Below are 26,517 nucleotides of genomic sequence, written 5' to 3'. Positions count from 1 at the left end.
CCGTATACAGCACATACGCCGTCGCACTCCCTTCGTCAAAGGCAAGGCTCACATCAGGGCCTCCTGCGGTCCCGGTCAGCAAAAGCGGGTTCGTTGCCATCCCGAGTATCGGGTCTGTCACCAGGCTGTTGCCGGTATCGAGCACTTCAAGGGTCACTCCGTAGCCAGCACCTGAAGGCGCGCTATACACCCTCACAATCCAGTTCTCTGCTGCATCATACCACGCTGCCTCCTCCGCCCCTGATACCCCTGCCATTAATACCAATCCTGTCATACACAATACTACCATCATCATTGCCTTCTTCATTATGCCTCCTCCTGTATATCCTGATCTTATATTCCTCATCTCACAGCCATCCTGTTCCGCTCAGATGCACTGTCGCATTTCCGCCGTCCGAGCTGATCACAAAACTGCTGCTATAGCCCTGCGCCGCTGCCGGTGCAAACTTCACCACGATGCTGCAACTGCCACCTGCTGCCACTGGCACTCCCACTGCACACGTTCCGCCTCCTGCTATGCCAAACGGTGCTGCCGGTGCCCCTATCGCCGTTACATGCAACGGCTGCACCCCTCTGTTGGAGACGGTCACCGTCATAGTTACCGTCTTCTTCAGCTTCACATTGCCAAACAATACCGGCTCAGGCGTAACTCCTATCAGAGGGGAGTTCCCCTTTATGCCCGTGACCTCCACCTCCTGCCGCCCTCCTGCCGAGGTATACGTCACATAGGCTGTCCTTGTGGCCCTGTTAAACCCAAGAGCTACCTCAGGCACTGTTGCATCTGAGGCCAATAGCATGGGGTTAGAACTCATACCTGCCATACCCGATGGGGCTACCACAACATTGCCCGTGTCCAGCACCTCAAGGTATACCTCATTCGGCGCATCTGCCTTTGTATACGCCCGAACGATCCACCCCTCTGGCGACAGATACCAGCTGTTGCGCGACATCTTGCCAAGCAGGGTCGTGACTTTCAGCACCGCCGAGGTACTGTTCAGATAGTTGGCGCTTACGCTATACACAGCCGTTATGTCATAGACCCCCGGCAGCAGTGAGGTGGTTGTACAGGTCGCTGTCCCTGAGACTACTGATACGGCAGCACAGCCTGCTATGATGCTTCCGTTTGCCGTAAACCCCACGACACCGGATGAAGGCGAACCAGAGGGGCTGCTGACCGTTGCAGTCAACGTTACCGTAGGGACTGGTTGAGTAAAGGCAACATTTGCGTTAAGTGCTGTTGTTGTTACGGCCTTCTGCAGCGTTACTGTAGCTGTTGCGGTTGCCTGACTATAATTCGCATCCCCTGCCTTGGTCGCTGTTATCGAACATGAACCGGTGCCGCTGTCGGCTTTAAGAACATTGCCTCCGGATATCGAACAGTTCCCCAGGGTCACCTGATAGGTCACTGCACCTGTGCCGCTGCCCCCTGTCGTGCTCAGCGTCTCTGTCGCGTTATACGTCAAAAACGCGCCCGGAGTAAAGATAAGCGCTGCCTGGTTCGGCTTCGCAATATATTCATATGCGCCGATATCGGCTGAACCAAAAGGCCGTGGCACACTCCGCTGGTCAGCGTTAAGACCAGTAGCGGGATCACCGGCATCGATTGCCGGACTGCCAGCAAGAAGCTCCATGGTCCAGGTCGGGCCGCCGTTGTCAGCCAAAGGACCGAGGAGTGGGTCGGTGTTAATGAGGTCGCCCGTGCCGGTGAAACCACAGCTGTTACCGCTGTCAATGTTGTAGCCGCCAGAAACAATCGCACCGGAACAATTCACGCCGGATATGCTATCGGCAACGATACTGTTTCTCAGCGTCACTGTGCCGCCGCCGAGGTCGTTAAAAAGACAGGCGCCACCTGGTGCGCTATTTCCCGAGAAGGTGCTGTTCGTAATGGATATCGTGCCTGAGCTATTGTAAATGCAACCGGCATAGCTGGTCACGCTATTGCCGGAGAAGGTGCTGTTCGTAATGATCGTCGTGCCGGACTGGTTATAAATCGCGCCTACATTCCCTATATTGTCGGAGAAGGTACAATTCGCTATGGTCAGAGTTCCTTTGTTATTATTAATGCTGCCTAAGCCTTTGCCATTACTAATCGTCAAATGATTAAGGGTCAACGATTTGCCAGTAGAAACGCCTGTCACCTGAACTGCGTTGTTACCGCTGATCGTCACCGTCTGTCCGGTTCCGTCGATCGTCAGACCATCTATGTCGGTGATGCCCGGCAGTGTAGACGCAAGGGTAATTGTTCCGCTGACGCTAAACCTGATTGTGTCAGCCCCAAGAGAGGCATCGGCATCCAGCATCGCCTGCCTGAGAGAACCAGGCCCGCTATCGTTGAGGTTTGTGACCGTGAAAGTCCCATTGGGCGTAAAATGGCTGATCTTGTTGCCGGTATTGTCGGTAAACCAGAGGTCTCCATCCGGCCCTGTCGTGATGCCTAATGGCATCCCTCCGGCAGTCGGGATAGCGGCCTCGGCAATAACCCCTGCCGTTGTTATGCGACCGATCTTTCCTATACCCTCCGTAAACCAGAGGTCTCCATCCGGCCCTGTCGTGATCGCGGTCGGAATGCTTGCGGCGGTCGGAACGGCAAATTCATTAATAGCCACATTCGTGGGGTCCAAGCGGCCGATCTTGTTGCCGGCATATTCGGTAAACCAGAGCTTTCCGTCCGGCCCTGTTGTTATGCCGAAGGGGCTGCTGGCGTTACCCGGGAGCGAAAACTCTACAAAAACACCGGTCGTGGCGTTTATGCGGCCGATCTTGTTGCCGCCAGACTCAGTAAACCAGAGCCTTCCGTCCGGCCCTGTCGTTATGTCATACGGTCCACTTGCGGCCGTTGGGATCGTATACTCCGTTATAACCCCTGCTGTTGTTATCCGGCCGATCTTGTTGCCGCCATACTCCGTAAACCAGAGGGCGCCGTCCGGCCCTGTCGTGATGCCATACGGTGAGCTTGCGACCGTCGGAACCGGATACTCCGTTATAACCCCTGCTGTTGTTATCCGGCCGATCTTGTTGCCGCCATACTCCGTAAACCAGAGGGCGCCGTCCGGCCCTGCGGTGATGATGGATGGTGCGCTTGCGGCAGTCGGGATCGTATACTCCGTTATAACCCCTGCTGTTGTTATGCGGCCGATCTTGTTGCCATCCGCCTCGGTAAACCAGAGGGCGCCGTCCGGCCCTGACGTGATGGCATACGGTGCGCTTGCGGCAGTCGGAAGCGGGTACTCGGTGAACATCCCTGCCCCAACGGGCGAGACTAACGCAAGGGCAGACAGAAAAAACGCCACTGCCATTGCAATAAATCCTGTTCGTTTCATGTTTCCTCCTTTATCTCTCGATGTTTTATACCCTCTACCCAAATCTGACTCCATTGCTTGCTGCTAATATTCCGGCTGGTCGAACGTCAATCAGCCGCCTGCATAACTTTCAGGGGTCCTGAAACAAGCGTCCTTACCTTTTGCTCAAATTCCTCTGGGGTGAACGGTTTCTGAAGAAATTCAAAGCGCATGAAGAGGCGTCTGGCATTGATAAAATCAGGGATATGACCGCTTGTCAGCAATATCTTAAGAGCAGGATCGACCTCAAGAAGTGTCTCACACAACTCGATACCGTTCATGCCGGGCATGACAATATCCGAAATCACCAGAGAAAAACCTTCCCTATTTTCAGAAAATATCCGAAGCGCAGACTCTGCATCGGACGCTGCCATCGCCTCATAGCCAAAAACTGACAGATACGCCATGAACATCTCCCGCACCAGGTCGTCATCTTCAACCAGCAAGATCTTCCCTCTGCCTGCCAACATACCCGATGCAATACTGTCCGGAAAAGAAGCATATCTCTGTCGCTCATAGCCTTTCATTTGTCCCCCGTGCAGAATACAAATTAAAAAACAATATCAGGACACTACCTACAGATCGCATACAGATGGAAAGGTCTCCCTGTTTGTGATTCCGGCCTGTCATTGCGAGCCCAGCCTTATCGGGCGCGGCAATCTCGTCTCTTCTTCACGGCCTGTCATTGCGAGTCCAGCCTTATCGGGCGTGGCAATCTCGTCTTTTTCCGTTGTCTCAGGGCAATCATTTACCAACTGATGGATTGCCGCGTCGCTGCTCTCCTCGCAATGACAGAAAGAAGCTATCGGGTTTTTGTTAGGCGGGAATAGATCTCTTCAGTTTTTTCTGAGGGGGAAATACCCAGTGCTGAAGAAAGGACCGAACTGCATTTTTTGTATACTTTCACTGCCTCTGCCTTTTGTCCAAGCATCTCGTGACAGACCATGAGATGCTGATAGAACTCTTCGGTGAGATCGTCTCTATCAAGCCCCTTCTGAAAATATTCCAGGGCCTTATTCCATTGTCCTGATCGTTCCCAGTGGTTGCCCAGCGCCAGGAGAAGAAAGACGATCCTGCTCTTCATCTTCTCGCGCAGGGGAGCGGCCCAAGCCTGATGCGCATCGGACTCAAGGAAATCTCCCTTATACATCTCAATCGCCTTTTCAGTCAATCGTATTGTCTCGGCTGCGATCTCTTTTGATGTCCCGGAGATATTTGCTGTTTTCCATGCAGTAGCAGTCTTGCTGAAAATGTCCTCAAGTGCCCAGACGTCTACCCAGCAATACCTGGGGTCGAGAGTAACCAGTCCGCCCTTAAACTGTATCGCCCCTTCAACGTCGAGCAGCCGTCGAAGGCGAAGCAGGGTTATCTCGTGTGATTTATGGGCTGAGTCAGCATCCGCATCGGGCCAAAGAAGATCGATCAATCGCTCCTCGGACACACCTTTTCCCCCAAGAGCTATCAGCGCCTTAAGCATCTCAAGGGGCTTCTTCTGCACTTTGCCGGCGAACTCAACCGGCTTGTCGTCTTTATACAGCTTGAAATTACCGAGGGCATATACCTTCATGGAATAGGGCCAGTCTTCTACCTGTCTTTCAGGTATCAGGCCCCGCAGACCGATCAATTTCTGCACATATTCCGGTTCGATGCCATGTTCCAGAGCTTTTGCGCAGAGCCGCGACATGTTTCCGTCATTCCACCTGGGCAAATTCAAATAGCCGAACCGCGCACCGAGCGCCATACCTTGTTCCAGAAAAGCAAGTCCCTGTTTTCCATCACCTCGATCAAAGGCAAACCGAGCTCCGTTTATATACGCCAGGAATTCGAGACCATTCATGCCCCGACAGATTTCCAGGGCCTTCGCCAGGCAGTCATCCGCCTCGTCATGCCGGTTGTCGTCGAAGAGCGTTACCGCATGTTCGATGAGGCAGAGAACCATCGAAATCGGCCACCCTAACTTCTCACAGAGTTCTATGCCGAGATTCCCGTGTACCATGGACTTTTTATATTCACCGTAATACCAGGCGACCGATGCTGCCTGATACTGATACAAGCCCTTGTCCCCGGGCCGGGGGCTGTTGGTAAGCGCCATCTTTTCAAGACATGAGACAGCGGCCGAAGGGTCTCCCAGGCTCAGGCCGCCGAAAACCCCCTGGGCAAGAAGGAACAGATCGAGCAGATGAATGCCGCTGTCTTCGGCATTTTTTATGCCGTCGGAAATTGCCTGCCAGCACGCTGCCCAGTCTGCGACAAACCAGGAGTACATGGCCTTCCATGCATACCAGTTCTGCCTCGTGAGCGGATCATATTCCTTAAGACTGCCGGAGGGGCGCAGTGCCTCAACCACAAAGACGATCTTCGAAAAATCGCCGACCCAGAGATAATAAAAGATCAACTGGCTGCCGAGCATCAATTTGAGCTGAACGTTATTACTTGTAACAACGATCCCCTGGACGCGCTCAGCCCAATGGGCCAGCCCTGCCCGCCCGGGCTGCCGGTTCGCCATAGCGCTCAACATGCATCCGGCAACGCGCACTTCTATTTCCGGAGAGGGAAATTCCGGTTGTTCGGCAAGGAACTCCTCCATAACAGCGATCCATCGGTCAAGCGGCGAGAAGTCCCCCCAGGCGTAGACAAACGTATCGACAATACTCGCCCACGATAGAAACGTCCCGGTTCTGTCTTTATCTGCCATAAACCGCTCGAATGATTTTTCGAGCAGTCTTCGGCTATCGTAAGGATCAAAGGCCATCCGGCAGATGCCGGACCAGTAAAGGAGCCAGGGGGCTTTGTCGATGTGCTCCTGCGGAAAGCTTTTCAGCCATCCTTCGAGCGTGGCGCTTCTGCCTTGCGACACAAGCGCAGGCGCTTGCGAGAGAATCAGGCGTTCCGTTTGCCCCCAATCAAGAGACTCGATATAAAGCCCGATCGCCTCTTCAACCCGACCCGACTTTTCGAGGAGTCCTGCTGCTTTTACCTGAATACGCGTTCTGTCGGTCTCCGAAAATATTCTTTTTGCGCTGTTTTGAAGAAATTCCCGGAACAGCGGATGATACTGATATGCCCGGTCGTATTTCTGCGTAAAGTAATGATGACGGCTAAGCCGTTCCAGGACTTGGCCGGCCATCTCATTTTCGGTCAACTGTTCAGCGTCCGACGTGTTGATTCTCTGAAGAAACGACGTCTTCAAAAGCACGTCCTGTGTTGCTGTGTCAGCCTTGATGAAAATCTCGTTTGCGAAATAATCGAAGAGATTTGCAGAGGATGCGTCCTCAGGCGATTGATAGCCTGGCCCGGCCCTCCCGGCTCCGGCCATCAACAGGACTAATCCGGCAGCCCAGCCTTCGGTTTTTCTATACAGCAGGTCCAACGCTTTACCGGTGATCTGCCCTTGCCCCTGTGTTTTCAGCAGTTCCCCCGACTCTTCCCGGGTAAAACGAACTTCATCCTCACCGATGAGCCGGAGCCGATTATTTGCCTGAAGCCGCGCAAGCTGAGGAGGAGGATCAACACGGCTCAGAACGAGAACAGTGATCCCTTCGGGGATAACGTCGATCCCGTTGACAAGCATGTCGTGAAAATCGGAATCAAGAGGCGCGTCCTGATAATTGTCCAGAACGATGACCGCAGGCGACTTGAGGCGGCAGAAGAGTTCTTCGAAGTAATGGCGGGTAAATACCGGGATGCCCATGAGATATTCAGAGGTCAACAGCGGAAGCGGTTTCCTGTGCCGGGGCGCGGCCTTTTTTGCAGCCATACCCATATAGTAGAAAAACGATGCGATGTCTCCGTCGCCTTCGTCCATCTGGTACCACAGACACGGAAGTTTCCGGGAATCTAGATAACTCGCGACGAGTGTGGTCTTGCCTGAACCTGCCTGGGCCGCGATCCAGACCACCGGCCTGTTTCGTCCCTTGTCGATGAGACGAAAAAGCCTGTCCCGACCGAATATGCCGGACAGTTTCGGACGCGTGATCTTGGCCAGTAGTACTGTTTTTTGACCGGTAAGCATTTACGAGATTATACTAACCTGACGAGAATGTTGACAAGAAGCGGATTTCCGGCATTGGTCAGTCAAGCAATATACCGATAATCCTTATAACTGATTTATTTTCTGCGGTAGAAATGCTTCCTGTCGACCTTCAGCATATCCGCTGCGCGGCTTTTGTTGTTGCCGCACCGGCTCAATATCTCATCCGAGATCTGGGCCACCGCAGCCTCAAGAGAAAAAACATCCTTATCCAGGCAGAGGTCGATGCGCACCTTTTCATCCTCAGGAACGCAGACGTTCTGCTCTTCAGCGCGTCCCATGATATTCAGGTGATCGGGCCTTATCAGTTCGCCATCGATCAATATCGCCGCACGCTCGATGCAGTTTTTTAGCTCGCGCACATTGCCGGGCCACTGGTAATTGAGCAAAATCTTCATGGCTGACTCTGATATGCCGGGTATCTGTTTGCCGAGTTCTTTTCTGTACTGCCTGATGAAATGTGCAGCCAGGTCTGGGATATCTTCAACACGGTCTCTTAAAGGCGGCAGGGTTATGGGATAGGCATTAATCCTGTGATAGAGGTCCTCGCGGAAACTGCACTCCCTGACCATTTTCTTCAGGTCCCGGTGGGTTGAAGCTATTATCCTCAAATCAGCAGGGATATGCCGGTTAGAGCCGATCTTATTATACGTGCGCTCCTGAATCACCCTGAGCAGTTTCGCCTGAAGTTCAAGCGGCATATCACCGATCTCATCAAGGAGCAAGGTGCCCTTCTGTGCAAGGTCGAACTTTCCGTCCCGGTCATTGTCTGCCCCGGTAAAGGCTCCCTTTACATGCCCAAACAGCTCTGTCTCAAGCAGGTTGGTGGGAATGCCGGCACAATTTATTGCAACGAACCTGCTTTCCATTCTGCCCGAGGCAAAATGGATCGCCCTTGCCAGCACCTCCTTGCCGGTCCCGCTCTCTCCATAAACAGCGACCGTAGTACCAGGGCTTAAGGCAACCTTCTCGGCAAGTTTGAGCGCATTTAGCATCAGAGGCGAACGGGTGATGATATTTTGAAAATTATAGAGATTGCCGAAATAGTCTTTCAGCTCCCGGTACCCTGTGAGCTGGCGCGAACGCTCAAGGGAGCGCATGATTGACGCCTTCAGCGTGTCAGGATCATAGTCTTTTTGTATATAGTCATCCGCACCCTGTTTCATGGCGGAGACAGCCATGTCGATGCTTCCATACCCGGTCATAATGATAAAAGGCAGGTCTTTGTCCCAGGCCTTTATCTCCTTCAGGAGTTCGAGGCCGTCCATGCCGGGCATCTCCTGATCGGACAGGACAAGGTCTACACGGTGGCTGTCCAAAAGCTCAAGGGCATCTGGGCCAGACCTTGCAGGCAGGGCTTCATAACCCCAGTCCTCAAGGTATACTGTAATGGCCTGCACTACATCGTCACAGTCATCAACAACCATGATCAGGGCTTTATCAAGCGCCATATGAGCGGCCCGTTTCTCAGTCACCGGAATCTTCTTGCCATTTTCGTTCTTATAAACATTCCCCATCGTTATTCATAACAGTACGACTGCAATATAATACGTTATTCCTTTTTGTATTTTCCAAAACCTGCCGAGCTGTCTGTTCAGCGCGATAACAATCATAAGCGCATCATCAGGCTGGTTGCATTTTGATGCGGTTGAGACCTTTTGATGCAGTCATAACAGACTCCAGATGAGCTTTTCCGTCGTTATGATAGAATAGAATTATGCCAATCATATTAGTTACCAATGACGACGGAGTGCATGCACCCGGGATAATAGCGCTCAGCAATGCCATGGCGGCCTTGGGGGAAACGTATATCGTTGCGCCGGACAGAGAACGGTCTGCCGCCGGACATTCCCTCACCCTTGACAGACCGATCAAGGCAGAGCAGATCAGGGAGCATGTATTCAGCGTAAACGGGACTCCAACAGACTGCGTCACGATCGGAATCAACAAACTTCTGCCCCGTAAGCCCGACCTTGTCGTCTCCGGCATCAATAAGGGTGCGAACCTTGGAGATGATATTACCTACTCGGGCACTGTCTCTGCCGCAATTGAGGGCACGATCTTCGGTATTCCCTCGATCGCCTTTTCTCTCATCTCTGATAAAGAGTACCATTACGAGACAGCCGCCTTTCTTGCCACAAAGATAGCCGCCTATGTACTGGAACATTCCCTGCCGTTTGATACCCTGCTGAATGTAAATTTCCCCAATATCCAAAGGCAGGAGATCAAAGGCATCAAGATCACTCGCCAGGGCAAGCGCATTTATGAGAACTCCATTCAGGAGACCTTCAACCCCTGGGGAGAAAAATATTACTGGATCGGCGGCGGAAGAACATTCTGGGAGCATGGAGACGAGGCAGATATGGAGGCAGTGCAGGAAAACTACGTATCAATCACGCCGATCCATCTTGACCTCACGAATCATGGCGCACTCACCTTTCTGAGGGAGCGCTGGAACGTTTCTGACATGCTGGGTGGTATGGATGAATCAGTATGATGTCATCATCATAGGTTCAGGACCGGCCGGCATATTCGCCGCACTCGAATTCCTGAAATCAGAGAAAACGATGAAGGTCCTGATCATTGAGAAGGGCCGTGATATAACCCAGAGAAAATGCCCATCCATAGAAAGAAAGATATCCTGCACAACCTGCCCTGAATGCGATCTTCTGAGCGGCTGGGGAGGAGCAGGCGCCTTCAGTGACGGTAAACTCAGCCTTTCTCCCGAGGTCGGAGGCTTCCTCTGCCGTTACATGGATAACGATTCTGTCCAGTCCATGATCGATTATGTAGACCGCATCTATATCGAACACGGTGCTCCTGAGGAGATCTTCGGCGACCATCCTGAAGAAATCCGGAGCATGGAGCGGCTTGCATCAAAGAATAGCCTTGAACTCATACCTTCAAAGATCAGGCATATCGGCACAGACCGGTGTCTTATTCTGCTCAAAAAGATGAAGGACGAGATAAGCCGCACTATCGATATCATCTTTAAAGCAGAGGCAGAGCAGGTGCTGATCGAAGACGGCACCTATAAAGGCGTAACGCTCAAAGACGGCAGAACATTTTATTCCCGCTTTCTGGTTCTTGCTCCGGGTCGGGAGGGTTCGAAGTGGCTCGAAGAAGAAGCGCGCAGGCTCAAGCTCACGCAGCTCAAAAACCCGGTTGATGTCGGTGTAAGGGTAGAGCTTCCTGCCTCTGTTATGGAGCACCTCACAAAGGCTACGTACGAGCCCAAGCTCGTCTTTTACTCAAAGAAATTCGACGACAAGGTCAGGACCTTCTGTGTAAATCCCTATGGCGAGGTGGTAAAGGAATATCTCAAAGGTATCTGGACCGTCAACGGCCACAGCTACACCGACCGGAGGACAAACAATACGAACTTCGCGCTGCTGGTCAGCACCTATTTCACCGAGCCCTTTGACGAGCCCATATCCTATGGAAGATATATTGCCCAGCTGGCAAACTTCATCGGCAAGGGTGTAATTGTACAGAGGCTTGGAGATCTTCAGGCAGGCAGGCGCTCCACCCAAGAACGCATTGCAAAAGGCATTGTGCGGCCCTCACTCACCGATGCAACTCCCGGCGACCTGAGCTTTGCCCTTCCCTACCGCTATCTCTCCGACATTCTTGAAATGCTTGAGGCATTGGACAAAATTGCTCCCGGCGTCAACTCGCGCCATACCCTGCTCTACGGCGTTGAGGTAAAGTTCTATTCCATGCAGTTGAAGCTCACCAATAACCTCGAGACCGAGATTCCAAACATCTTTGCCGCAGGAGACGGCCCTGGAGTAAGCCGCGGGTTAATCCAGGCGTCTGCATCAGGCGTTGTCGCAGCACGGGAAATATTGAGAAGATGTTAGGTTTTGGGAATTAGGGGTTAGGCAGAGGTATAGCAGTCATGGACTATCAGAAATTGCGGGACCAGATGATCGAAAATCAGCTCATCCCGCGCGGTATCAAAGACCCCCGCGTGCTGGATGCCATGCGTCGTGCTCCGAGGCATATCTTTGCAGGAGGGCAGAACCTTGCCGGCTCGTATGATGACATGGCGCTGCCGATCGGAGAAGGCCAGACCATTTCCCAGCCCTATATGGTTGCCGTCATGACAGAACTGCTTGCGCTCACAGGCCAGGAAAAGGTATTGGAAATAGGAACAGGGTCAGGATACCAGGGGGCAGTGCTTGCAGAGCTCGCAAAAGAGGTCTATACGATCGAGCGCATAGGGGTCCTCGCTGACCGTGCAAAAGCTGAGTATCATACGCTGGGTTATGACAATATCCATGTAAGGACAGGAGACGGAACGCTTGGCTGGCCTGAAGAGTCTCCCTTTGACAGAATCATCATCACGGCAGCCTCGCCGCATATTCCGGAGCCCCTCATGGAGCAGCTTGCCCTGAACGGGATTCTTGTGATTCCGGTAGGATCGCGATATTCACAGCAGCTTCTGAAGATCACGAAAACCGAGCAGGGGCTTAAAGAGGAATACCACACACCCTGCGTCTTTGTCCCACTCATAGGCAAGTTCGGCTGGGAGAAAGAGTGACTCTTTTGCTCGCAATCCCGCACGTAAATACCGCCGGACAGGATAATCTCTCCGACTTTCGCCTGCGCTGTATTGCTGATTTTCCGTATTTCTGATAAACTGCTAATTAGCAGGAGGTCATCATGAAAGAGACACTTACCGTAAGCAGCAGGGGTCAAATAACACTGCCCGCAGCCATCCGTAAAAAGGCAGGCATAATGCAGGGCGGCACCGTCACCATCGAAGACAGAGGAAACGAACTCGTTCTGAGACCTGCCGCGGTCTTCGAGATAGAGATGTATACCGACAACCAGATCGAAGACTGGGACAAGGCCGACCGGCTGTCACCAAGCGAAAAGACATCTCTGCTTAAGAAGGCAAAACTTAACCGGTGAAGAGGCTATTCCTCGACGCAAACGTTCTGTTCACCGCTGCTCATAATCCGGATGGCAAGGCAGCACTGATCATTTCATTCGGAGAGGCAGGAATTCTGCATCTCTGCACAAGCGCATTCGCCGCAGAAGAGGCTCGTCGTAATCTTTCTGCAAAATTCCCAAATACACTTAAGCAGTTCAGCAAAATATTGCAAACCGCTGCCATCGTTCCTGAACGGCCTGATGCGCTCTTCCCACCAGATCTGATAGAGAAAGACAGGCCGATCTTTCAGGCAGCGCTTGCCTGCAAGGCAACGCACCTCATCACCGGAGACATTGCCCATTTCGGCAGCTTTATGCGCAGGCCTGCCAAAACCTTCGGAATTATAATACTAACACCTGCGCAGTTTCTGGATTCCTTTTAGCCGGCAGCAACCTATGCAGCGAAATGATATTTCAGAATGAAAATTTGATAATGATCAGCAAATGGGCAACTGATAATGAACAACCCTGACTGGAAACCTGTACCTGGACCGGCATTATTGGGCGGCGCGCTTGCTGCCCTCGGCTTCTGCATCTATGCGCTCATGCAATCAGGTAAATTTCTTTGTCTCGACCATGTAAACCTGCCTTTTCATGAGTTCGGCCATCTCTTCTTTTCGATCTTCGGTAAGATGATCGGCATCTGGGGCGGCACACTCATGCAACTCATCATCCCCTTCAGCATCCTCGTCTATTTTTTTATCAAAAGAGAAACTGCAGGCGTCTTCTTCTGCGCCTTCTGGTTCGGCGAGAACCTGCTCAATATCGGCGTTTATATAAATGACGCCCGTGCGCTCGCGCTCCCCCTTGTCGGCGGCGGCGAGCATGACTGGAATATTATCCTTGAACAAATGAATATATTGAAATACGACCACTACATCGCCGCCATAGTCAAGGCACTTGGCTGGTTTCTCATGTTAGGCTCGATCGTCTGGTTTCTGGTAATGGGGATGAGAGCAAGGGAAGAAAACAACTAATTCCTATAAACTATAGAATACAAGTGACCATTTGCACGGTTGTCGAATATTCTGAGATCATGAAAGAAAATATGAACAAACTTAAGAAAAATCTCCATTACAAAGAGGTGGTTGTTAGTGATTTGCCCAGTTGGAAAAAGATAAAGGAGGCAGCCCGCGACATCCATCGAAACATGACTGATGAGAGTAGACAAGAGTGGATATTCAGAGGCCAACGCAATAAAGGCTGGAAACTCAAATCGACATTAGAGCGAGCGTTAAATGATTTTGACATCCCGTTAGATAAGTCACCTGAAATTGAATCCGGACTGCTTCGCCGATTTCAGCGTCAATATTATCACTTTGCTTCCCATGTCCCAAAAAAGAACGACAGTTTGGAATGGTTGGCTATTATGCAGCACTATGGCGCACCGACACGACTACTTGATTGGACTTATTCTTTTTATGTTGCCGTTTTTTTCGCGATAGAAAAAGCTGTCGATAACATACCATGCGAAGTCTGGGCGATAGAAAAGTATGCAATTAGAAATAGCATTCAGAAGAGCAAGCGTATTCATGACAACGTAAAAAGCCTCTTGGATACAGATCATAACATTGAGAAACAACAAACATGGAAGGGTGCTTTTTGTCGTAATACTTGGCCTTTTGTTTACCCGGTCAATCCATTTCGACTCAACGAACGACTGGTTATTCAGCAAGGCGATTTTTTGTGTCCAGGTGATATCACAAAACCATTTGAAGAGAACTTGATCGCTGTTCTTCCTAACAAAGCTAGGGCAAATGACTTTTGCCTCTACAGGTATATTTTTCCTTGTCCAGGCAAGATCAAGAAGGGCATCCTGATGGATCTTCATCGGATGAATATAACTCAGGCAAGTCTATTTCCTGGTCTCGAAGGCTTCGCGAAATCCCTTTATGCAAAACTTGCATCCCCTGAGGACCTTTTGGCACCCTTCAATAGCAAGTGAACTTACCCGATCTCAGCTTTTTCAAAAGATCTCGGTATCTCAGTCTCACAGCGTCGCTCATCTCACAACTGCCGAAGCGGTGGGACTCGTAGAGCATCAGAAATTCTTCTGCCTCGTCACCAAGACCGTTATTGCGAGAGAGCTTAAGCAGGTCTCCTGCTGTCATCGCATCGGTCACCCTCATACCCTTCCTCCGCAGAAGTTCCCTAAATTCAAGATAGGTCCTCGTGACAAAGCCATATCTTTTAAACCTGAGTATTCTCGATACGGCATAGAGCAAAAGACTGACAAGTGTAAGAGCGAAGGCCCAGAGGATTACCGTTTTGATCATTGAGAAACGAAGGCGGGGCAGACCTTTCAGCGTAAAGGAAGAGGCAAGCGTCCTGACGATCTCCTTCTGGTCATCCGAACTAAATCCCACAACATACCGCGTCCACTGGAGCCGCAGGGAATCAAGAACATGAGACAAGGCAGGAGGCTTCTGCTGGGCAACTGCAGGGGTCGGGTCAAAACGCCTCCACTGTCCGTCAATAAGCGCCTCGACCCAGGCATGTGCGTCACTCTGCCTGACAATGAGATAGTTGCCATATTCGTTGCGCTCACCTCCGTAAAAACCGTTCACAATCCGGCTCGGGATGCCAAGGCCTCTGAGCATGACAACCATGGAGGACGCGTAATGTTCGCAAAACCCTTTTTTGCTGTTGAAAAGAAAATCCTCAAGTACGCTCATGCCGGCAGGCGGAAGCGTTGTAGAAAGTGAATAGAGATAGTTTCTTTTGAGATAGGTTTCCAGTGCGGAGGCCTTCTCTGCATCTGATGAGCCAGCGCCTGAAATACTCCTTGCCAGGCTGATGATCTTTTCCATCCTGCGCGGCATCTGCAGATAGCGTTCTTCGCGCCGTCCCTGAGAGACAGCCGCCATGTCGCTTCGCACCGCATATTTTATGCGTCGTGACAGCTTGCCCGGAATGGTTATGCCCTGAGCATCGTCAACGAGAAGGGAAAACGTATCCGCCGTCACTGCAGTCACTCGTGCAAGGCCGAAGATAACATCCGAGTCGATCGGTTCGAGATAGATCCGCTGCTCAACGACGCGCGCCCGATCATAGGGAGCGATGATAAATTCGTTGTCGGTCTTCAGTATCCGGCTTATCTGTTTGGTGGTGTTTCTCCAGGATGTGCCGTCAAACGTATCCATGGCAATGCCCCTGAAGTAATACGGGGGTCTGACCTCGCGGTCCATCTCTATCCTCATCACCACGGTCTGATCGAGTTTGAAATCGCCAAAGGCACCGAAATCAACCTTGTCCGAAAACCCGACGGTCTTTATGCCATGCGCATGACTTTTCCCGATAAAGCGCTGGGGCGCCCGTGGAATGACCATAAAGAATATTGTCGTGCAGATCATCGTGAGCATGACGATAACAGAGACCGGACGCCGGATGCGCACCCTGCCAAGCGTACCCTCCTTCAAAAAATGGGAAAGGACCATGGCGGTGACCAGCAGTACCATAAAGACCACAAAGATGACGCCGAACGTGAGCGCGCGGGTCAGCTCAGATGCAATGATCAATTGAAGCAGCGACATGAAATAGACCTGCAGATGGTCCCAGGGCTCCTTCAGGTCAAAGCTCTTTATTCCCTGGAAGGTTATAGTCATATGGGCCACGGCGAGGAACACATCACCCGTGATGATCAGCGCATCGGCAAGGAAGACAAAGAGAGCAGCCTGTGCCAGAATAGCGGCAACACGTTTCGACGCCTGTGCCCTGTCTCTGAAAAACCGGTAATAACCCACAAAAAGCGTAAGCCCGCCAACGCAGACCGGAAGGTTCATTTCACCCGTAATAAGCAGGCTTACGCAGCCTGTCAGGGCCAGAACCGCCGTTATACTCTTATAGAGTATCGGCATGGATCACCAGATCTGAAAAGGCAGCCGCTGACTTCAGTCCCGATTGCGCTGACTTAAGGACAGCGATCGTGAACCCATCTGCTTCAAAGCCTGAGAGAGGGAAATCTTCCTGCCGTTCAGCGATAAGCGCAAGCGTATCAAGGATCAGGAGAACGTGTTCCTTGCCGCTTCCAAACGGCAGCATCACTCCCCCGGCAATGAGCCGCACCGGATACCCGCGCTCATTAAAATGCTGCGCCAGTGAAGCGGAGACCGAAACAGCAGTTTCAAACTGTTCTGCATCCTGCGGCAGGAGATTATCAAGCAGGATCGTTATTTTTTGAGACGTATATGCAGCATATTCCCGGATGAGAAAACCATCCTGCCGCGCCGACGCCTTCCAATGGATCCTCCGCCAGTCATCACCATTTTGAAAGGCACGAAGGGCATAGACCTCGTCCCCGCTGCCCCTGACAGCGACCCTGCCCTCTTCCTGAGAGGCATCAATAACCTCGGCTATATTTTTGATATCGAGCAGCTTCGGATATACAAGGATCTGGCCGGATACATGAACTGACATACTCTTTCGAAAGAGGATAAAAGGAAAACCGCTCTGAACAACGAAGTCCCTGTACCCATACAGACCCCTCTTCCTGAACATCATCATGACCTCTGCCCTGAAATCTTTATACCCGGAGATCTGTCCGCAATATACCGGCTCCGCAGCCTCCGGAGCCGAAAATAGTACCGAGTATGCAGGGATCTTCTTCCCATTATGCACGAGCAGATCAACACAGACCTCTTCCTCCGCAAAGACCGGCCCTGCCAGTGATACTTCCAGAAGAAGTCCCGCAAGGTTAAGCCTGAGGATCAGATAGGACAGCAGCAGGAATGAAAGCATAAGCGACAGGATGAGATAGATAAGATTATTCCCGGTATTAACGGCAGCAACTGCGATCAGAGCCGCGGCCAGGAGGAAGCGTTTACCCTCGCGTGTGAGTTTCATGCCGGCATCCCATTTCAGACCGGCACGGCAATACGCTCGACCATATCCCGGACGACATCCTCGGCGTCAGAGATCCCTTTCCGGCTCTTCAGGATAAGCCTGTGGCCGATAACGCACGGCGCAAGACGTTTGACATCGTCAGGCACGATAAAGTCCCTGCCGGCATAGTATGCATGCGCCTTTGCCGCTTTAAGAAGGAACTGTGCTCCGCGTGTGCTGCAACCGAGCCGTATCCTGTCATCATTTCTTGTACCGGTAATGATCTGCATCAGATAATCCATTACGGCCTCTTCAACCATGACCGCATCCACTGCTTCCTGCATCTTTAGGATATCTGCCTTTGTTACAACCGGTCTCAGCCTTTCGATCAATGCAAAGCCGGACTGGTCAGTAACTGCGCGCTTCTCATGTTCAAGTTCCGGATACCCAAGCCTGATCTGCATCATGAACCGGTCGAGCTGACTCTCAGGCAGCGGAAAAGTCCCGTAATACTCAACAGGGTTCTGCGTTGCAATCACCATGAAAGGATCGGGCAGCATGAGCGTCTGGCGGTCCACCGTAATCTTCCGCTCGTTCATTGCCTCAAGAAGGGCCGACTGGGTCCTCGGGCTAGTCCTGTTTATCTCATCGGCCAGCACAATGTTTGCAAACAGAGGACCGGCTTTGAACTCAAACTCCCTGCTCTCAGGGTTATAGATGCTCACGCCTATAATGTCAGAGGGCATCATATCACTGGTAAACTGGATTCTCTGAAACGCACAGTCCGTTGCCTTTGCAAGGGCATAGGCCAGTGTTGTCTTGCCGACACCAGGGACGTCCTCTATGAGGAGGTTACCGCGGCCCAGCAGTGTGACGATGGCCATTGCGATGGCATCGGACTTCCCGCGAATAACCGATTCCACTGCAGATTGAAGTTGCTTTATCAGGGGATTTTGCATAATAATTATTCTATTCTAATTCGCATTGCTTTGCACAGGAATTTACCCCATATGAAAAAACTTTGGTCCGGCAGATTCACCGAAAAAACATCAGGGACGGTAGAGTCCTTTACCGAATCCATCTCCTTTGACAGGAAGCTCTGGAGACACGACATCAAAGGAAGCACTGCTCATGCCAGGATGCTCGCCCGGCAGCGCATTATCACAAAGAAAGAGGCGGATGCCATTGTCGCCGGCCTTCAGCAGATTGCCCATACCATAGAAACAGGCTCATTCCCGTTCTCCTCAGAGCTTGAGGACATCCATATGAATATCGAGTCAGCGCTCACCGAAAAAATCGGTCCTGCCGGCAAGAAACTCCATACCGCCCGATCGAGGAACGACCAGGTCGCGGTCGATCTGAGGCTTTACCTTAAAGACGAGATGGGCAAGATCGTCACTCGGCTGGAGGCGCTCCAGAAAACCTTTGTCAGGCTGGCTGAACGGAATCAGGATGCGGTCATGCCGGGATATACGCATCTGCAAAGGGCGCAGCCGGTCCTCCTCGGTCATCATCTGCTTGCCTATGTAGAGATGTTTCAACGAGACAAGGAGCGCTTTGCCGACTGTCTGAAACGGACCGATATCTGTCCCCTCGGCGCCTGTGCACTTTCAGGCACGTCACTGCCGACGGACAGGGCCTATACGGCAAAACTCCTGGGCTTCCGGGAGGCTTCCGGCAACAGTATTGACAGCGTATCAGACAGGGACTTTGCGCTCGAATTCCTTTCCTGTGCCGCAATCGCGATGATGCACCTTTCACGGCTTGCAGAAGAGCTGATCCTCTGGTCAACCGAAGAGTTCCGGTTTATCGAGCTCTCAGACAGGTTCACGACAGGCTCGAGCATCATGCCGCAGAAGAAGAACCCTGACGTCGCTGAACTGCTGCGCGGAAAAACAGGAAGGGTTTATGGCAATCTGGTGGCGCTTCTTACCCTGATGAAGGGTCTGCCCCTTGCCTATAACCGGGACATGCAGGAAGACAAGCTGCCGATATTTGACTCTGCCGAGACCCTCGACGCGTGCCTTGAAGTCCTCAACGAGATGATGCAGGATCTGAAATTTAATACAAAACGGCTCCGCCTGACTGCAGGCGAAGGATATTCAACAGCTACGGACATCGCAGAATATCTGGCAAGAAAAGGCGTCCCCTTCAGGGAGGCGCATGAGATCACCGGCAGGATTGTGCTTCACTGCATCTCAAAGAATATCCAGCTGACAGAACTGTCGCTTCAGGAACTCTCTGCCTTTTCCCCAAAGATATCCGGCGATATCGTCTCGGTGCTCGACCCTGCCGAATCGGTCCGGGCCAGGACTTCGTTTGGGGGCACTTCGCCATCAGAGGTCAAGAGGCAGATCAGACAGTACAAAAAGATACTGAAATGATCGCAGGCGGTCATACGAGAAAGGATCTTCTTCTGGTCCTGACCGCAGTCGTGCTGACCGCAGTCGTCTTCGGCTGCGGCAAAAAAGGCGACCCGACACTCAAGTCCTATGAAAGGCCCGAGACGCCTTCAGGTCTGGGCATAGTCCATCGGGAAGACGCCATGTTCATCTCATGGGCATTTCCACCGGCAAAGGAACACCTGATAACCCAATTTATTGTCCTCAGGTCAACCGGTTCAGAATTCAAAAAACTCTCCCCTGTCGACAAAGAAAAACGCAGCTATATCGATAAAGAGTTCGCAGCCGGCAACACCTATGAATACAAAGTGATAGCTCAAAGTCTTCGGGGGGCATACAGCGCTGATTCCGCTGCTGCATCTGCCTCCCCTGCCCAGGGTCCTCTGCCGCCGGCAAAACTGTCATATGCGGTGGAGGGAAACTCGATCATCCTTGCATGGGACCGGGCAAACACGGGAGCTCTGTTTAATGTATACAGGAGCACAGAAAAAGGGAAATACGGAATGATGCCGCTCAATCAGTCACCTCTTTCCGAGCCCCGGTTTAAAGACACCTTTTCCGCACATACGGTTTTCTATTACACCGTGCGAAGCCTGACCGGCAGCAGTATCAGAGATGAGGGCCCTGCATCAGAGGAACTAACGGTTGATGCAGCAGACCTCATGCCGGTAATACCCCGCAATCTTCAGGCATTTCCTGCGCAGGACAAAGTTTTTCTCTCCTGGACGGAACTTGATGAAATCTGGGTGACCGGGTTCAACGTGTACCGCAAGATTGACAGCAATGCGTTTATCCTCATAGGCAGTACGCAGACACCGGCATTCCTCGACCCTGATCCCCCTGCATCGAAGAGGGATTACCGGATTACGGCTATCGGAATTGCAAAGGAAGGCCCTGCGGCGGAGATAAGGGACATTATGTATGTCCCGCAGCGCTAAGTTGACTTGCAGACCGGGATTCATTAGTCTATTTCTCTAATAATTTTTCCTCCGGGGCGCAGACATGGCAGATATGAAAGAAAAGATCCTGAAAGAATTCAACGACAGTATTGACGTTAAGGAGCGCTTCGTTCAAGGGCATCTTGACGCCATTGTCGAGGTCTCAAAAGCAATCGCCGCTGCCTTCAATGCCGGCAACAAGGTCCTCCTTTTCGGCAATGGCGGCAGTTCAACCGACGCATCGCATATCGCGGCTGAGTTCGTCAACCGATTCAAAAGAGAACGGCCTGGCCTCCCGGCCCTTGCACTGAACACTGACGTGGCGGTCATCACGTCGATCGCAAATGACTATGACTTCTCTGAAATCTTTGCCCGGCAGATCAAGTCCCTTGGCGCAGAAGGAGATATTGCCATAGCGCTCAGCACAAGCGGCCAGTCGCCCAACATCCTCAAGGCGCTTGACGCAGCAAAAAGAAAAAAGCTGAAGACCGTTTTTCTTACCGGCCTCAAGGGTGAAAAAACGGCGGCGAAAACAACCTACCCGTTTGTCGTGCCTTCAGAAAACACACCAAGGATTCAGGAAACGCATATTCCCCTCGGCCATGTCATCTGCCTTATGGTCGAAGATATCCTTTTTGACCAGCCGCGAAAAAAATCTCTGTAAGGTGAAGATACTCGGTATAGATCCCGGAAGCATCAGGTGCGGGTATGGGCTTATTGATATCCTGCCCAGGGGGGCTGCCTATGTTACCTCCGGGACGATTGCGCCTTCATCCGCCAAGCCGCTGCATGAACGTCTTAAATATATCTACGAGGGTCTTATCGCCATTATCCGGAACTACCGGCCGGACCATGTTGTCGTGGAAAAGATGTTTTATGCAAAGAGCGTCAGGGCGGCAATGAGCCTCGGGTACGCCCGTGGCATTGCGCTCCTGGCAGCGGCATCAGAAGAGATCGAACTGCATGAATGCAGCGCCCTTGAGGTAAAAAAATCCGTTGTCGGTTATGGAAGGGCTGAAAAAGAGCAGGTGCAGAAGATGGTTCGGCTCATTCTGAACCTTCAGGGAGACCTCGCTCCTGACAGCGCTGACGCCATCGCCCTTGCCCTGTGCTACGCAAATACGATAAAATTCAGCAATGCAGTCAAGAAAAGCAATGAGTAAGCGGGTTTTTATCCTATGATCGGTTCCCTCAGAGGCAAAATAATTTCGAAAAAACCCGACCATCTGCTTATCGAAGCGTATGGCGTTGGATATCTGGTGCAGGTGCCGATAAACATCCTTTCCCGGCTGCCCCAGGAAGGACAGGAGGCCTTTCTCCATATTTATACCCATGTGCGCGAAGACGCCATACAGCTCTTCGGTTTTCATGCCGAAGACGAGAAGAAAATATTTACCACCCTCCTCGGCATCACCGGCGTTGGGCCTAAAATGGCGCTGAACGTGCTTTCCGGTCTTTCCCTTGAGGAATTTCTGACCGCGCTTGAGACTGAAGATGTTGCCATGCTCTGCAGGATTCCGGGGCTGGGCAAGAAGACCGCGCAGAGGCTCATTCTTGAATTGAGAGAAAAACTTCCGGCAGTTTCTGGTTCAAAAGACAAGGTGTTTGACGACGCCCTGTCTGCCCTGATCAATCTGGGGTACAAGAAGAACATTGCACAGGAGTTCCTGGAGCCGGTCTATAAGCAGGGACATACGGACATTGAAACCGTGATACGGGAAGTGCTTAAACTCATGTCAGAGAAAAAACATGGATGAACACCTTATAGACAATCCTGAGATTGCAGGGAGACTCGTCAGCCCGGCGGCTGGTGATGAGGAAACTATCCTCGATGTTAATCTCAGGCCGGGGACGCTCGATGAGTTTGTGGGCCAGGAGAAACTCAAGGAAAATCTCAAGATATTCATTACTGCTGCCAACCAGAGGAAAGAACCCCTTGACCACCTCCTGTTCTGCGGGCCGCCCGGACTCGGCAAAACGACGCTGGCGCATATCATATCCAATGAACTGAAGGTAAGCATCAAGTCAACGTCAGGACCGATGCTCGAACGTGCAGGCGATATCGCCGCGATCCTGACCAATCTCTCTGAGCGTGATATCCTCTTTATCGACGAGATCCACCGGCTGCCGCGCATTGTGGAAGAAGTGCTCTATCCTGCCATGGAAGACTATCAGCTGGACATCATCATAGGCCAGGGGCCCAATGCCCGGACGCTTAAGCTGAACCTTCCCAGGTTCACGCTCATCGGCGCAACAACGAGAACAGGTCTTCTCACCTCACCGCTCAGGGACCGCTTCGGCATCGTCACCCGGCTTGGGTTTTATTCCTATGACGAACTCGAAAAGATCATTACGCGCTCGGCAAACATCCTCAAGGTCTCGATCGAAAAGAATGCGGCACTTGAAATAGCACGGCGGTCACGCGGCACACCCCGTATCGCAAACAGGCTCTTAAAGAGAATCCGGGATTTTGCCCAGGTGCTTGGCGACGGCAGGATCGATCTCGCCATAACGAAGAGCTCCCTGCTCTCGCTTGAAGTTGATGAAAAGGGACTTGACGAGATGGACAGGAAACTTCTGCTGACGATCATCGAGAAGTTCAATGGCGGCCCTGCAGGCGTGGAGGCCATCTCGGCCTCGCTCCGGGAAGACCGGGAAACGATTGAGGATGTGTATGAGCCCTACCTGCTTCAGGAGGGTCTCATTGAACGGACGCCGCGCGGCAGGCTCGCAACGCGAAGCGCCTTTGCCCACCTCGGCAAGGCTATTCCCAGCGGCCTGTTCTGACCCCATGCATACGTTTTTTCGTATCTTTTTTTCTCAGTACTCATCACGCACTACCCATCACGGCTGCGCATGAAAATCCTCATGCATATCTGCTGTTCCAACTGCAGCATCCATCCCCTCCAGAACCTCCTCCTCAAGGGTATGGACATAAAAGGATTCTGGTTTAATCCCAATATTCACCCGTACACGGAATATACGGCAAGACTCGACTCGGTAAGCAAACTCGGCAGACTCTGGAATCTTGACATCGAATACGATGATGACTATTGCCTCGACGATTTTCTGAAGTCAGTCGCAGGCAAGGGGCCGGACCGCTGTGCTGTCTGCTATGAAAAGCGGCTTGACAGAACCGCTCAGGCGGCAAAGAAGATGTACTTCGACGGCTTCACGACCTCGCTGCTGGTAAGCCCCTACCAGAAATTTGATGCTATACTAGAGCAGGGCAAAAAGGCAGCAACCCGGTATGGCGTATCATTCTTCGCTGAAGATTTCAGGCCAGGCTGGAAGACCTCCCAAAACATGTCGCGGGAACTTGCGCTCTACCGCCAGAAATATTGCGGCTGCATATACTCGGAGATGGAGCGGTATACCCAGGGCGGGAAAAGGAGAAATAATCAGACACCATGATTACTATGATCAGAAAACTGGCAGCAGCATGCATGTTCTTCCTGCTGCTTGCGTCGGCTGCCGAGGCAGGCACGGCCATGAAGGTCCTCATCCTTGATGATGTATTTCAAAACATCCCCTCGCGGGATGAAAAGATAGAACGGATGGGGAAACTCAAAGGAGACCTTCTGGTCAACGGCACACGCTATCCCGGCAATATAGAGGTATGGAAAGGCAAGGCCGGTCTTTACCTTATCAATGAACTCCCTCTTGAGGAGTATATCAAGAGTGTGGTGAGTGCCGAGGTCGGTGCAGACTGGGATATGGAAGCGCTGAAGACCCAGGCGGTCATCTCCAGGACCTATGCGCTGTATCAGAAGGCCCAGAACAACAATCCAAACTTCGATCTCACCTCCTCGGTTCTCCACCAGGTCTATAAGGGCTCTAGTGAGAATGCACGCATCGCCTATGCGGTGATGAACACCGAAGGGGAAGTGCTCACGTACAACGGCAGGATCATCGAGGCCTTCTACCACTCCACTTCAGGAGGCCTGACCGAGGCTCCGGAGGAGGTCTTCGGCAAGGGCTATCCCTACCTCAAACCTGTTTCAGGAAGCTGTGAGTCCTCCCCTTACTGGATATGGGAACGCCGCATTCCGATCGAAGAGGTTGAGAAGGTGCTGAATATTCCCGGCATCAGGGACATAACGATCACGTCGTATACCTCAACGAAACGGGTAAAGACGGTCGATGTTGCCCAGACCGGCTCAGCACAATCCATGAAGGCCACGGACCTGCGCAAAGCGATCGGCTGGAACAGACTGCCGAGCACGAATTTCACGGTATCCCGTGATAACAATGTCATGGTATTCGATGGAAAAGGCTTCGGCCATGGCGTTGGTCTCTGTCAATGGAGTTCTCTGGAAATGGCAAAGAGCGGAGTCGGGTACAAAGACATCCTCGCCTATTTCTACCCGGGCACGGTATTACAGCAGTATGAAAACCGCTGATTTCGATTTTTTCCTTCCCGACGGATTCATAGCAGAAAGACCGGTCGAAAAACGGGACAGTTCGCGTCTGCTTGTGCTTTCACGAAATGGGAAGATGGAGCACAGACATTTCTCTGACTTGCCTTCTTATCTGCAGGCCGGCGATATGCTCGTGATGAATAATTCGCGCGTATTCCCCGCACGCGTGACCGCGTACAAGCCCACAGGAGGAAAAATTGACATCCTCCTGGTCGAAAAGCTTTCGGAGACGTCGTGGCGTGTACTCGCCAAAGAGCGGTATTCCGGACCGCTGACCGTTGCTGACTGCTTCACGGTGCATATGACAGAGGACATGACCGTGACCTTCGAAACCACACCGGAAATGCAGAGGATCATCCAGGAACATGGGCAGATGCCGCTTCCTCCGTATATCAGGAGGAAAGCCGACGAGACAGACAAAGAACGTTATCAGACTGTTTATGCCGAACGGGAGGGGTCTATTGCGGCGCCGACCGCAGGCCTGCATTTCACCAATGACCTGCTCAATGAACTGCGGGACCGTTCTATTCTTCTCCGCAGGGTCACTCTTCATGTCGGGATCGGAACATTCAGGCCGGTCAAGGCCGACAATATCCGGGACCACACCATGGATAGCGAGCATTTTGAGATCGACAGCTCACTGATCCGTGAGATCGGGGAGACAAAGCGGCGCGGCAACCGTGTTATTACCGTCGGCACGACAACGACCCGCACCCTGGAAGGATATCTGTCGGGAAAAAGCGTTGTCCAATCGTCCAACGGAACCATCAAGGGCTCGACGGACATCTTTATTCATGAAGGTTTTCAGTTCAGGGCTGCTGATTCCCTGATCACGAATTTTCATCTTCCGCGCTCCACACCGCTTATGCTCACCGCAGCGTTTTCAGGCCGTAAAAACCTTCTCAATGCCTATGCAGAGGCCATCTCACGAGGATATAGATTTTTTTCCTATGGTGATGCTATGCTTGTTTTATGAACGGCGAAGAATTCACTGAAAGGCCTTCCGGATTCATGCTCGGCAAGGAATTCATCATCGTTGTCGTGATCATATTTTCCGGTCTGAGCTTCACCCTCGGTTATTTTGTCGGCAAGAGCAACACCCCGAAACCGGTCCAGATTCTGCAGGCAGCCGAGTCAACCGGTCAGGTGCCGAAACAGGAGCCACAGCCTGCTGCCCCTTCGCCGGCCGCAGCACCGCTGGCTGAACCAGTGTCTCCCGTGGCACATGCCGTTACTCCTGCGAGCAAGGAGCCGGTATTACCTGTCGCTCCGGCAGCAGAGAAACCTGTGCAACCGCAAAAGAGCGCTGAGTCTCAGATTGCAAAACCGGCGGTCGAGAAAGCTCCCCATAAGATTGAAGCGGCTGCATTGGAAAGTAAAAGCGTCCTCTATACCGTTCAGATAGGGGCGTTCAAAAATAGTGCCGAGGCAAAGCATCTGAAGACAAAATTCGACAAGAAGGGCTACAAGTCCTTTATTTCTGCAGGAAAAAACAAGAACGGGCAGAAGATATTCAAGGTCAAAACAGGCGAGTTCAGTGAGAAGAAAGAGGCTGAACTGCTTGCACTGAAGCTCAAGAAGGCCGAAGGCCTGCAGACCTATGTCACCATGAAGACGGAATAA

General features: G+C 52.0%; 25 protein-coding genes. 17 read left to right on the top strand and 8 right to left on the bottom strand.

The window, feature by feature from the left end; all coding sequences use genetic code 11:
- From HZB31_09415 to HZB31_09395, 5 genes are all read right to left on the bottom strand, one after another.
- On the bottom strand, positions 1-307 hold a 307-nt coding region (locus tag HZB31_09415; protein MBI5848149.1), incomplete at its 3' end, for a hypothetical protein.
- Between the two features lie 40 nt (positions 308-347).
- Entirely contained in the window at positions 348-3,323 is a 2,976-nt protein-coding gene (locus HZB31_09410; protein ID MBI5848148.1) for a choice-of-anchor D domain-containing protein, read from the bottom strand.
- Positions 3,324-3,409: 86 nt separating this feature from the next.
- Positions 3,410-3,868 carry a response regulator gene (locus HZB31_09405; GenBank protein MBI5848147.1) on the bottom strand — a complete coding sequence of 153 codons (459 nt, stop codon included), beginning with the start codon at positions 3,866-3,868 and terminating at the stop codon, positions 3,410-3,412.
- Positions 3,869-4,143: 275 nt separating this feature from the next.
- A complete protein-coding gene (locus HZB31_09400; GenBank protein MBI5848146.1) occupies positions 4,144-7,353 on the bottom strand; it encodes a tetratricopeptide repeat protein in 3,210 nt (1,069 codons plus the stop codon).
- Positions 7,354-7,448: 95 nt separating this feature from the next.
- On the bottom strand, positions 7,449-8,822 hold the full coding sequence (locus HZB31_09395; GenBank protein ID MBI5848145.1) for a sigma-54-dependent Fis family transcriptional regulator: 1,374 nt from the start codon (positions 8,820-8,822) through the stop codon (positions 7,449-7,451).
- A gap of 266 nt (positions 8,823-9,088) precedes the next feature.
- Between HZB31_09395 and surE the strand changes: the two genes are divergently transcribed.
- The 7 genes from surE to HZB31_09360 all read left to right on the top strand — a co-directional run bounded on the left by surE (position 9,089) and on the right by HZB31_09360 (position 14,257).
- On the top strand, positions 9,089-9,868 hold the full coding sequence (gene surE / locus HZB31_09390) for a 5'/3'-nucleotidase SurE (GenBank protein ID MBI5848144.1): 780 nt from the start codon (positions 9,089-9,091) through the stop codon (positions 9,866-9,868).
- On the top strand, positions 9,855-11,234 hold the full coding sequence (locus HZB31_09385; protein ID MBI5848143.1) for an NAD(P)/FAD-dependent oxidoreductase: 1,380 nt from the start codon (positions 9,855-9,857) through the stop codon (positions 11,232-11,234). The genes surE and HZB31_09385 overlap by 14 nt, the downstream gene beginning before the upstream one ends.
- Positions 11,235-11,272: 38 nt before the next feature.
- Positions 11,273-11,917: a protein-L-isoaspartate(D-aspartate) O-methyltransferase gene (locus HZB31_09380; protein MBI5848142.1), complete on the top strand. Its 645-nt coding sequence runs from the start codon at positions 11,273-11,275 to the stop codon at positions 11,915-11,917.
- A gap of 122 nt (positions 11,918-12,039) precedes the next feature.
- Positions 12,040-12,291 carry an AbrB/MazE/SpoVT family DNA-binding domain-containing protein gene (locus HZB31_09375; GenBank protein ID MBI5848141.1) on the top strand — a complete coding sequence of 84 codons (252 nt, stop codon included), beginning with the start codon at positions 12,040-12,042 and terminating at the stop codon, positions 12,289-12,291.
- Positions 12,288-12,695: a PIN domain-containing protein gene (locus HZB31_09370; GenBank protein MBI5848140.1), complete on the top strand. Its 408-nt coding sequence runs from the start codon at positions 12,288-12,290 to the stop codon at positions 12,693-12,695. The genes HZB31_09375 and HZB31_09370 overlap by 4 nt, the downstream gene beginning before the upstream one ends.
- A 75-nt stretch (positions 12,696-12,770) precedes the next feature.
- On the top strand, positions 12,771-13,289 hold the full coding sequence (locus HZB31_09365) for a hypothetical protein (protein MBI5848139.1): 519 nt from the start codon (positions 12,771-12,773) through the stop codon (positions 13,287-13,289).
- A gap of 59 nt (positions 13,290-13,348) precedes the next feature.
- A complete protein-coding gene (locus HZB31_09360; protein ID MBI5848138.1) occupies positions 13,349-14,257 on the top strand; it encodes an FRG domain-containing protein in 909 nt (302 codons plus the stop codon).
- Here HZB31_09360 and HZB31_09355 read toward each other — a convergent pair.
- Genes HZB31_09355 through HZB31_09345 form a run of 3 tightly spaced genes read right to left on the bottom strand, consistent with a single transcriptional unit; the run spans position 14,244 to position 18,092 of the window.
- Positions 14,244-16,169, bottom strand: coding sequence for a DUF3488 domain-containing protein (locus HZB31_09355; protein MBI5848137.1), 1,926 nt, complete (start codon positions 16,167-16,169; stop codon positions 14,244-14,246). The two genes, HZB31_09360 and HZB31_09355, sit on opposite strands and share 14 nt — an antisense overlap.
- Positions 16,153-17,154, bottom strand: coding sequence for a DUF58 domain-containing protein (locus HZB31_09350; GenBank protein ID MBI5848136.1), 1,002 nt, complete (start codon positions 17,152-17,154; stop codon positions 16,153-16,155). Before HZB31_09350 ends, HZB31_09355 begins: the two co-directional genes overlap by 17 nt.
- A 14-nt stretch (positions 17,155-17,168) precedes the next feature.
- Positions 17,169-18,092, bottom strand: coding sequence for a MoxR family ATPase (locus HZB31_09345; protein MBI5848135.1), 924 nt, complete (start codon positions 18,090-18,092; stop codon positions 17,169-17,171).
- 51 nt (positions 18,093-18,143) lie between these two features.
- Between HZB31_09345 and argH the strand changes: the two genes are divergently transcribed.
- From argH to HZB31_09295, 10 genes are all read left to right on the top strand, one after another.
- Positions 18,144-19,517, top strand: a complete 1,374-nt coding sequence (argH, locus tag HZB31_09340; GenBank protein MBI5848134.1) for an argininosuccinate lyase — start codon at positions 18,144-18,146, stop codon at positions 19,515-19,517.
- Entirely contained in the window at positions 19,514-20,473 is a 960-nt protein-coding gene (locus HZB31_09335) for a hypothetical protein (protein ID MBI5848133.1), read from the top strand. Before argH ends, HZB31_09335 begins: the two co-directional genes overlap by 4 nt.
- Positions 20,474-20,546: 73 nt before the next feature.
- On the top strand, positions 20,547-21,137 hold the full coding sequence (locus HZB31_09330) for a D-sedoheptulose 7-phosphate isomerase (GenBank protein MBI5848132.1): 591 nt from the start codon (positions 20,547-20,549) through the stop codon (positions 21,135-21,137).
- Entirely contained in the window at positions 21,109-21,636 is a 528-nt protein-coding gene (gene ruvC, locus HZB31_09325) for a crossover junction endodeoxyribonuclease RuvC (protein MBI5848131.1), read from the top strand. The genes HZB31_09330 and ruvC overlap by 29 nt, the downstream gene beginning before the upstream one ends.
- Positions 21,637-21,651: 15 nt before the next feature.
- Positions 21,652-22,230 (top strand): Holliday junction branch migration protein RuvA, encoded by a 579-nt coding sequence (gene ruvA / locus HZB31_09320; GenBank protein MBI5848130.1) that lies wholly within the window; start codon positions 21,652-21,654, stop codon positions 22,228-22,230.
- Positions 22,223-23,260: a Holliday junction branch migration DNA helicase RuvB gene (gene ruvB / locus HZB31_09315; protein MBI5848129.1), complete on the top strand. Its 1,038-nt coding sequence runs from the start codon at positions 22,223-22,225 to the stop codon at positions 23,258-23,260. Before ruvA ends, ruvB begins: the two co-directional genes overlap by 8 nt.
- 69 nt (positions 23,261-23,329) lie before the next feature.
- Positions 23,330-23,887, top strand: coding sequence for an epoxyqueuosine reductase QueH (locus HZB31_09310; protein ID MBI5848128.1), 558 nt, complete (start codon positions 23,330-23,332; stop codon positions 23,885-23,887).
- Positions 23,884-24,876: a SpoIID/LytB domain-containing protein gene (locus HZB31_09305; GenBank protein MBI5848127.1), complete on the top strand. Its 993-nt coding sequence runs from the start codon at positions 23,884-23,886 to the stop codon at positions 24,874-24,876. Before HZB31_09310 ends, HZB31_09305 begins: the two co-directional genes overlap by 4 nt.
- Complete coding sequence (gene queA, locus HZB31_09300; protein MBI5848126.1) at positions 24,863-25,870, top strand: tRNA preQ1(34) S-adenosylmethionine ribosyltransferase-isomerase QueA; 1,008 nt, start codon at positions 24,863-24,865, stop codon at positions 25,868-25,870. Before HZB31_09305 ends, queA begins: the two co-directional genes overlap by 14 nt.
- On the top strand, positions 25,867-26,517 hold the full coding sequence (locus HZB31_09295) for an SPOR domain-containing protein (protein MBI5848125.1): 651 nt from the start codon (positions 25,867-25,869) through the stop codon (positions 26,515-26,517). Before queA ends, HZB31_09295 begins: the two co-directional genes overlap by 4 nt.

This window comes from Nitrospirota bacterium, from assembly GCA_016235245.1.
GTDB lineage: Bacteria > Nitrospirota > Thermodesulfovibrionia > Thermodesulfovibrionales > UBA6898 > UBA6898.
Note: the sequence above shows the minus strand (reverse complement) of the source record. Positions and strands in the feature narration are given on the sequence as shown.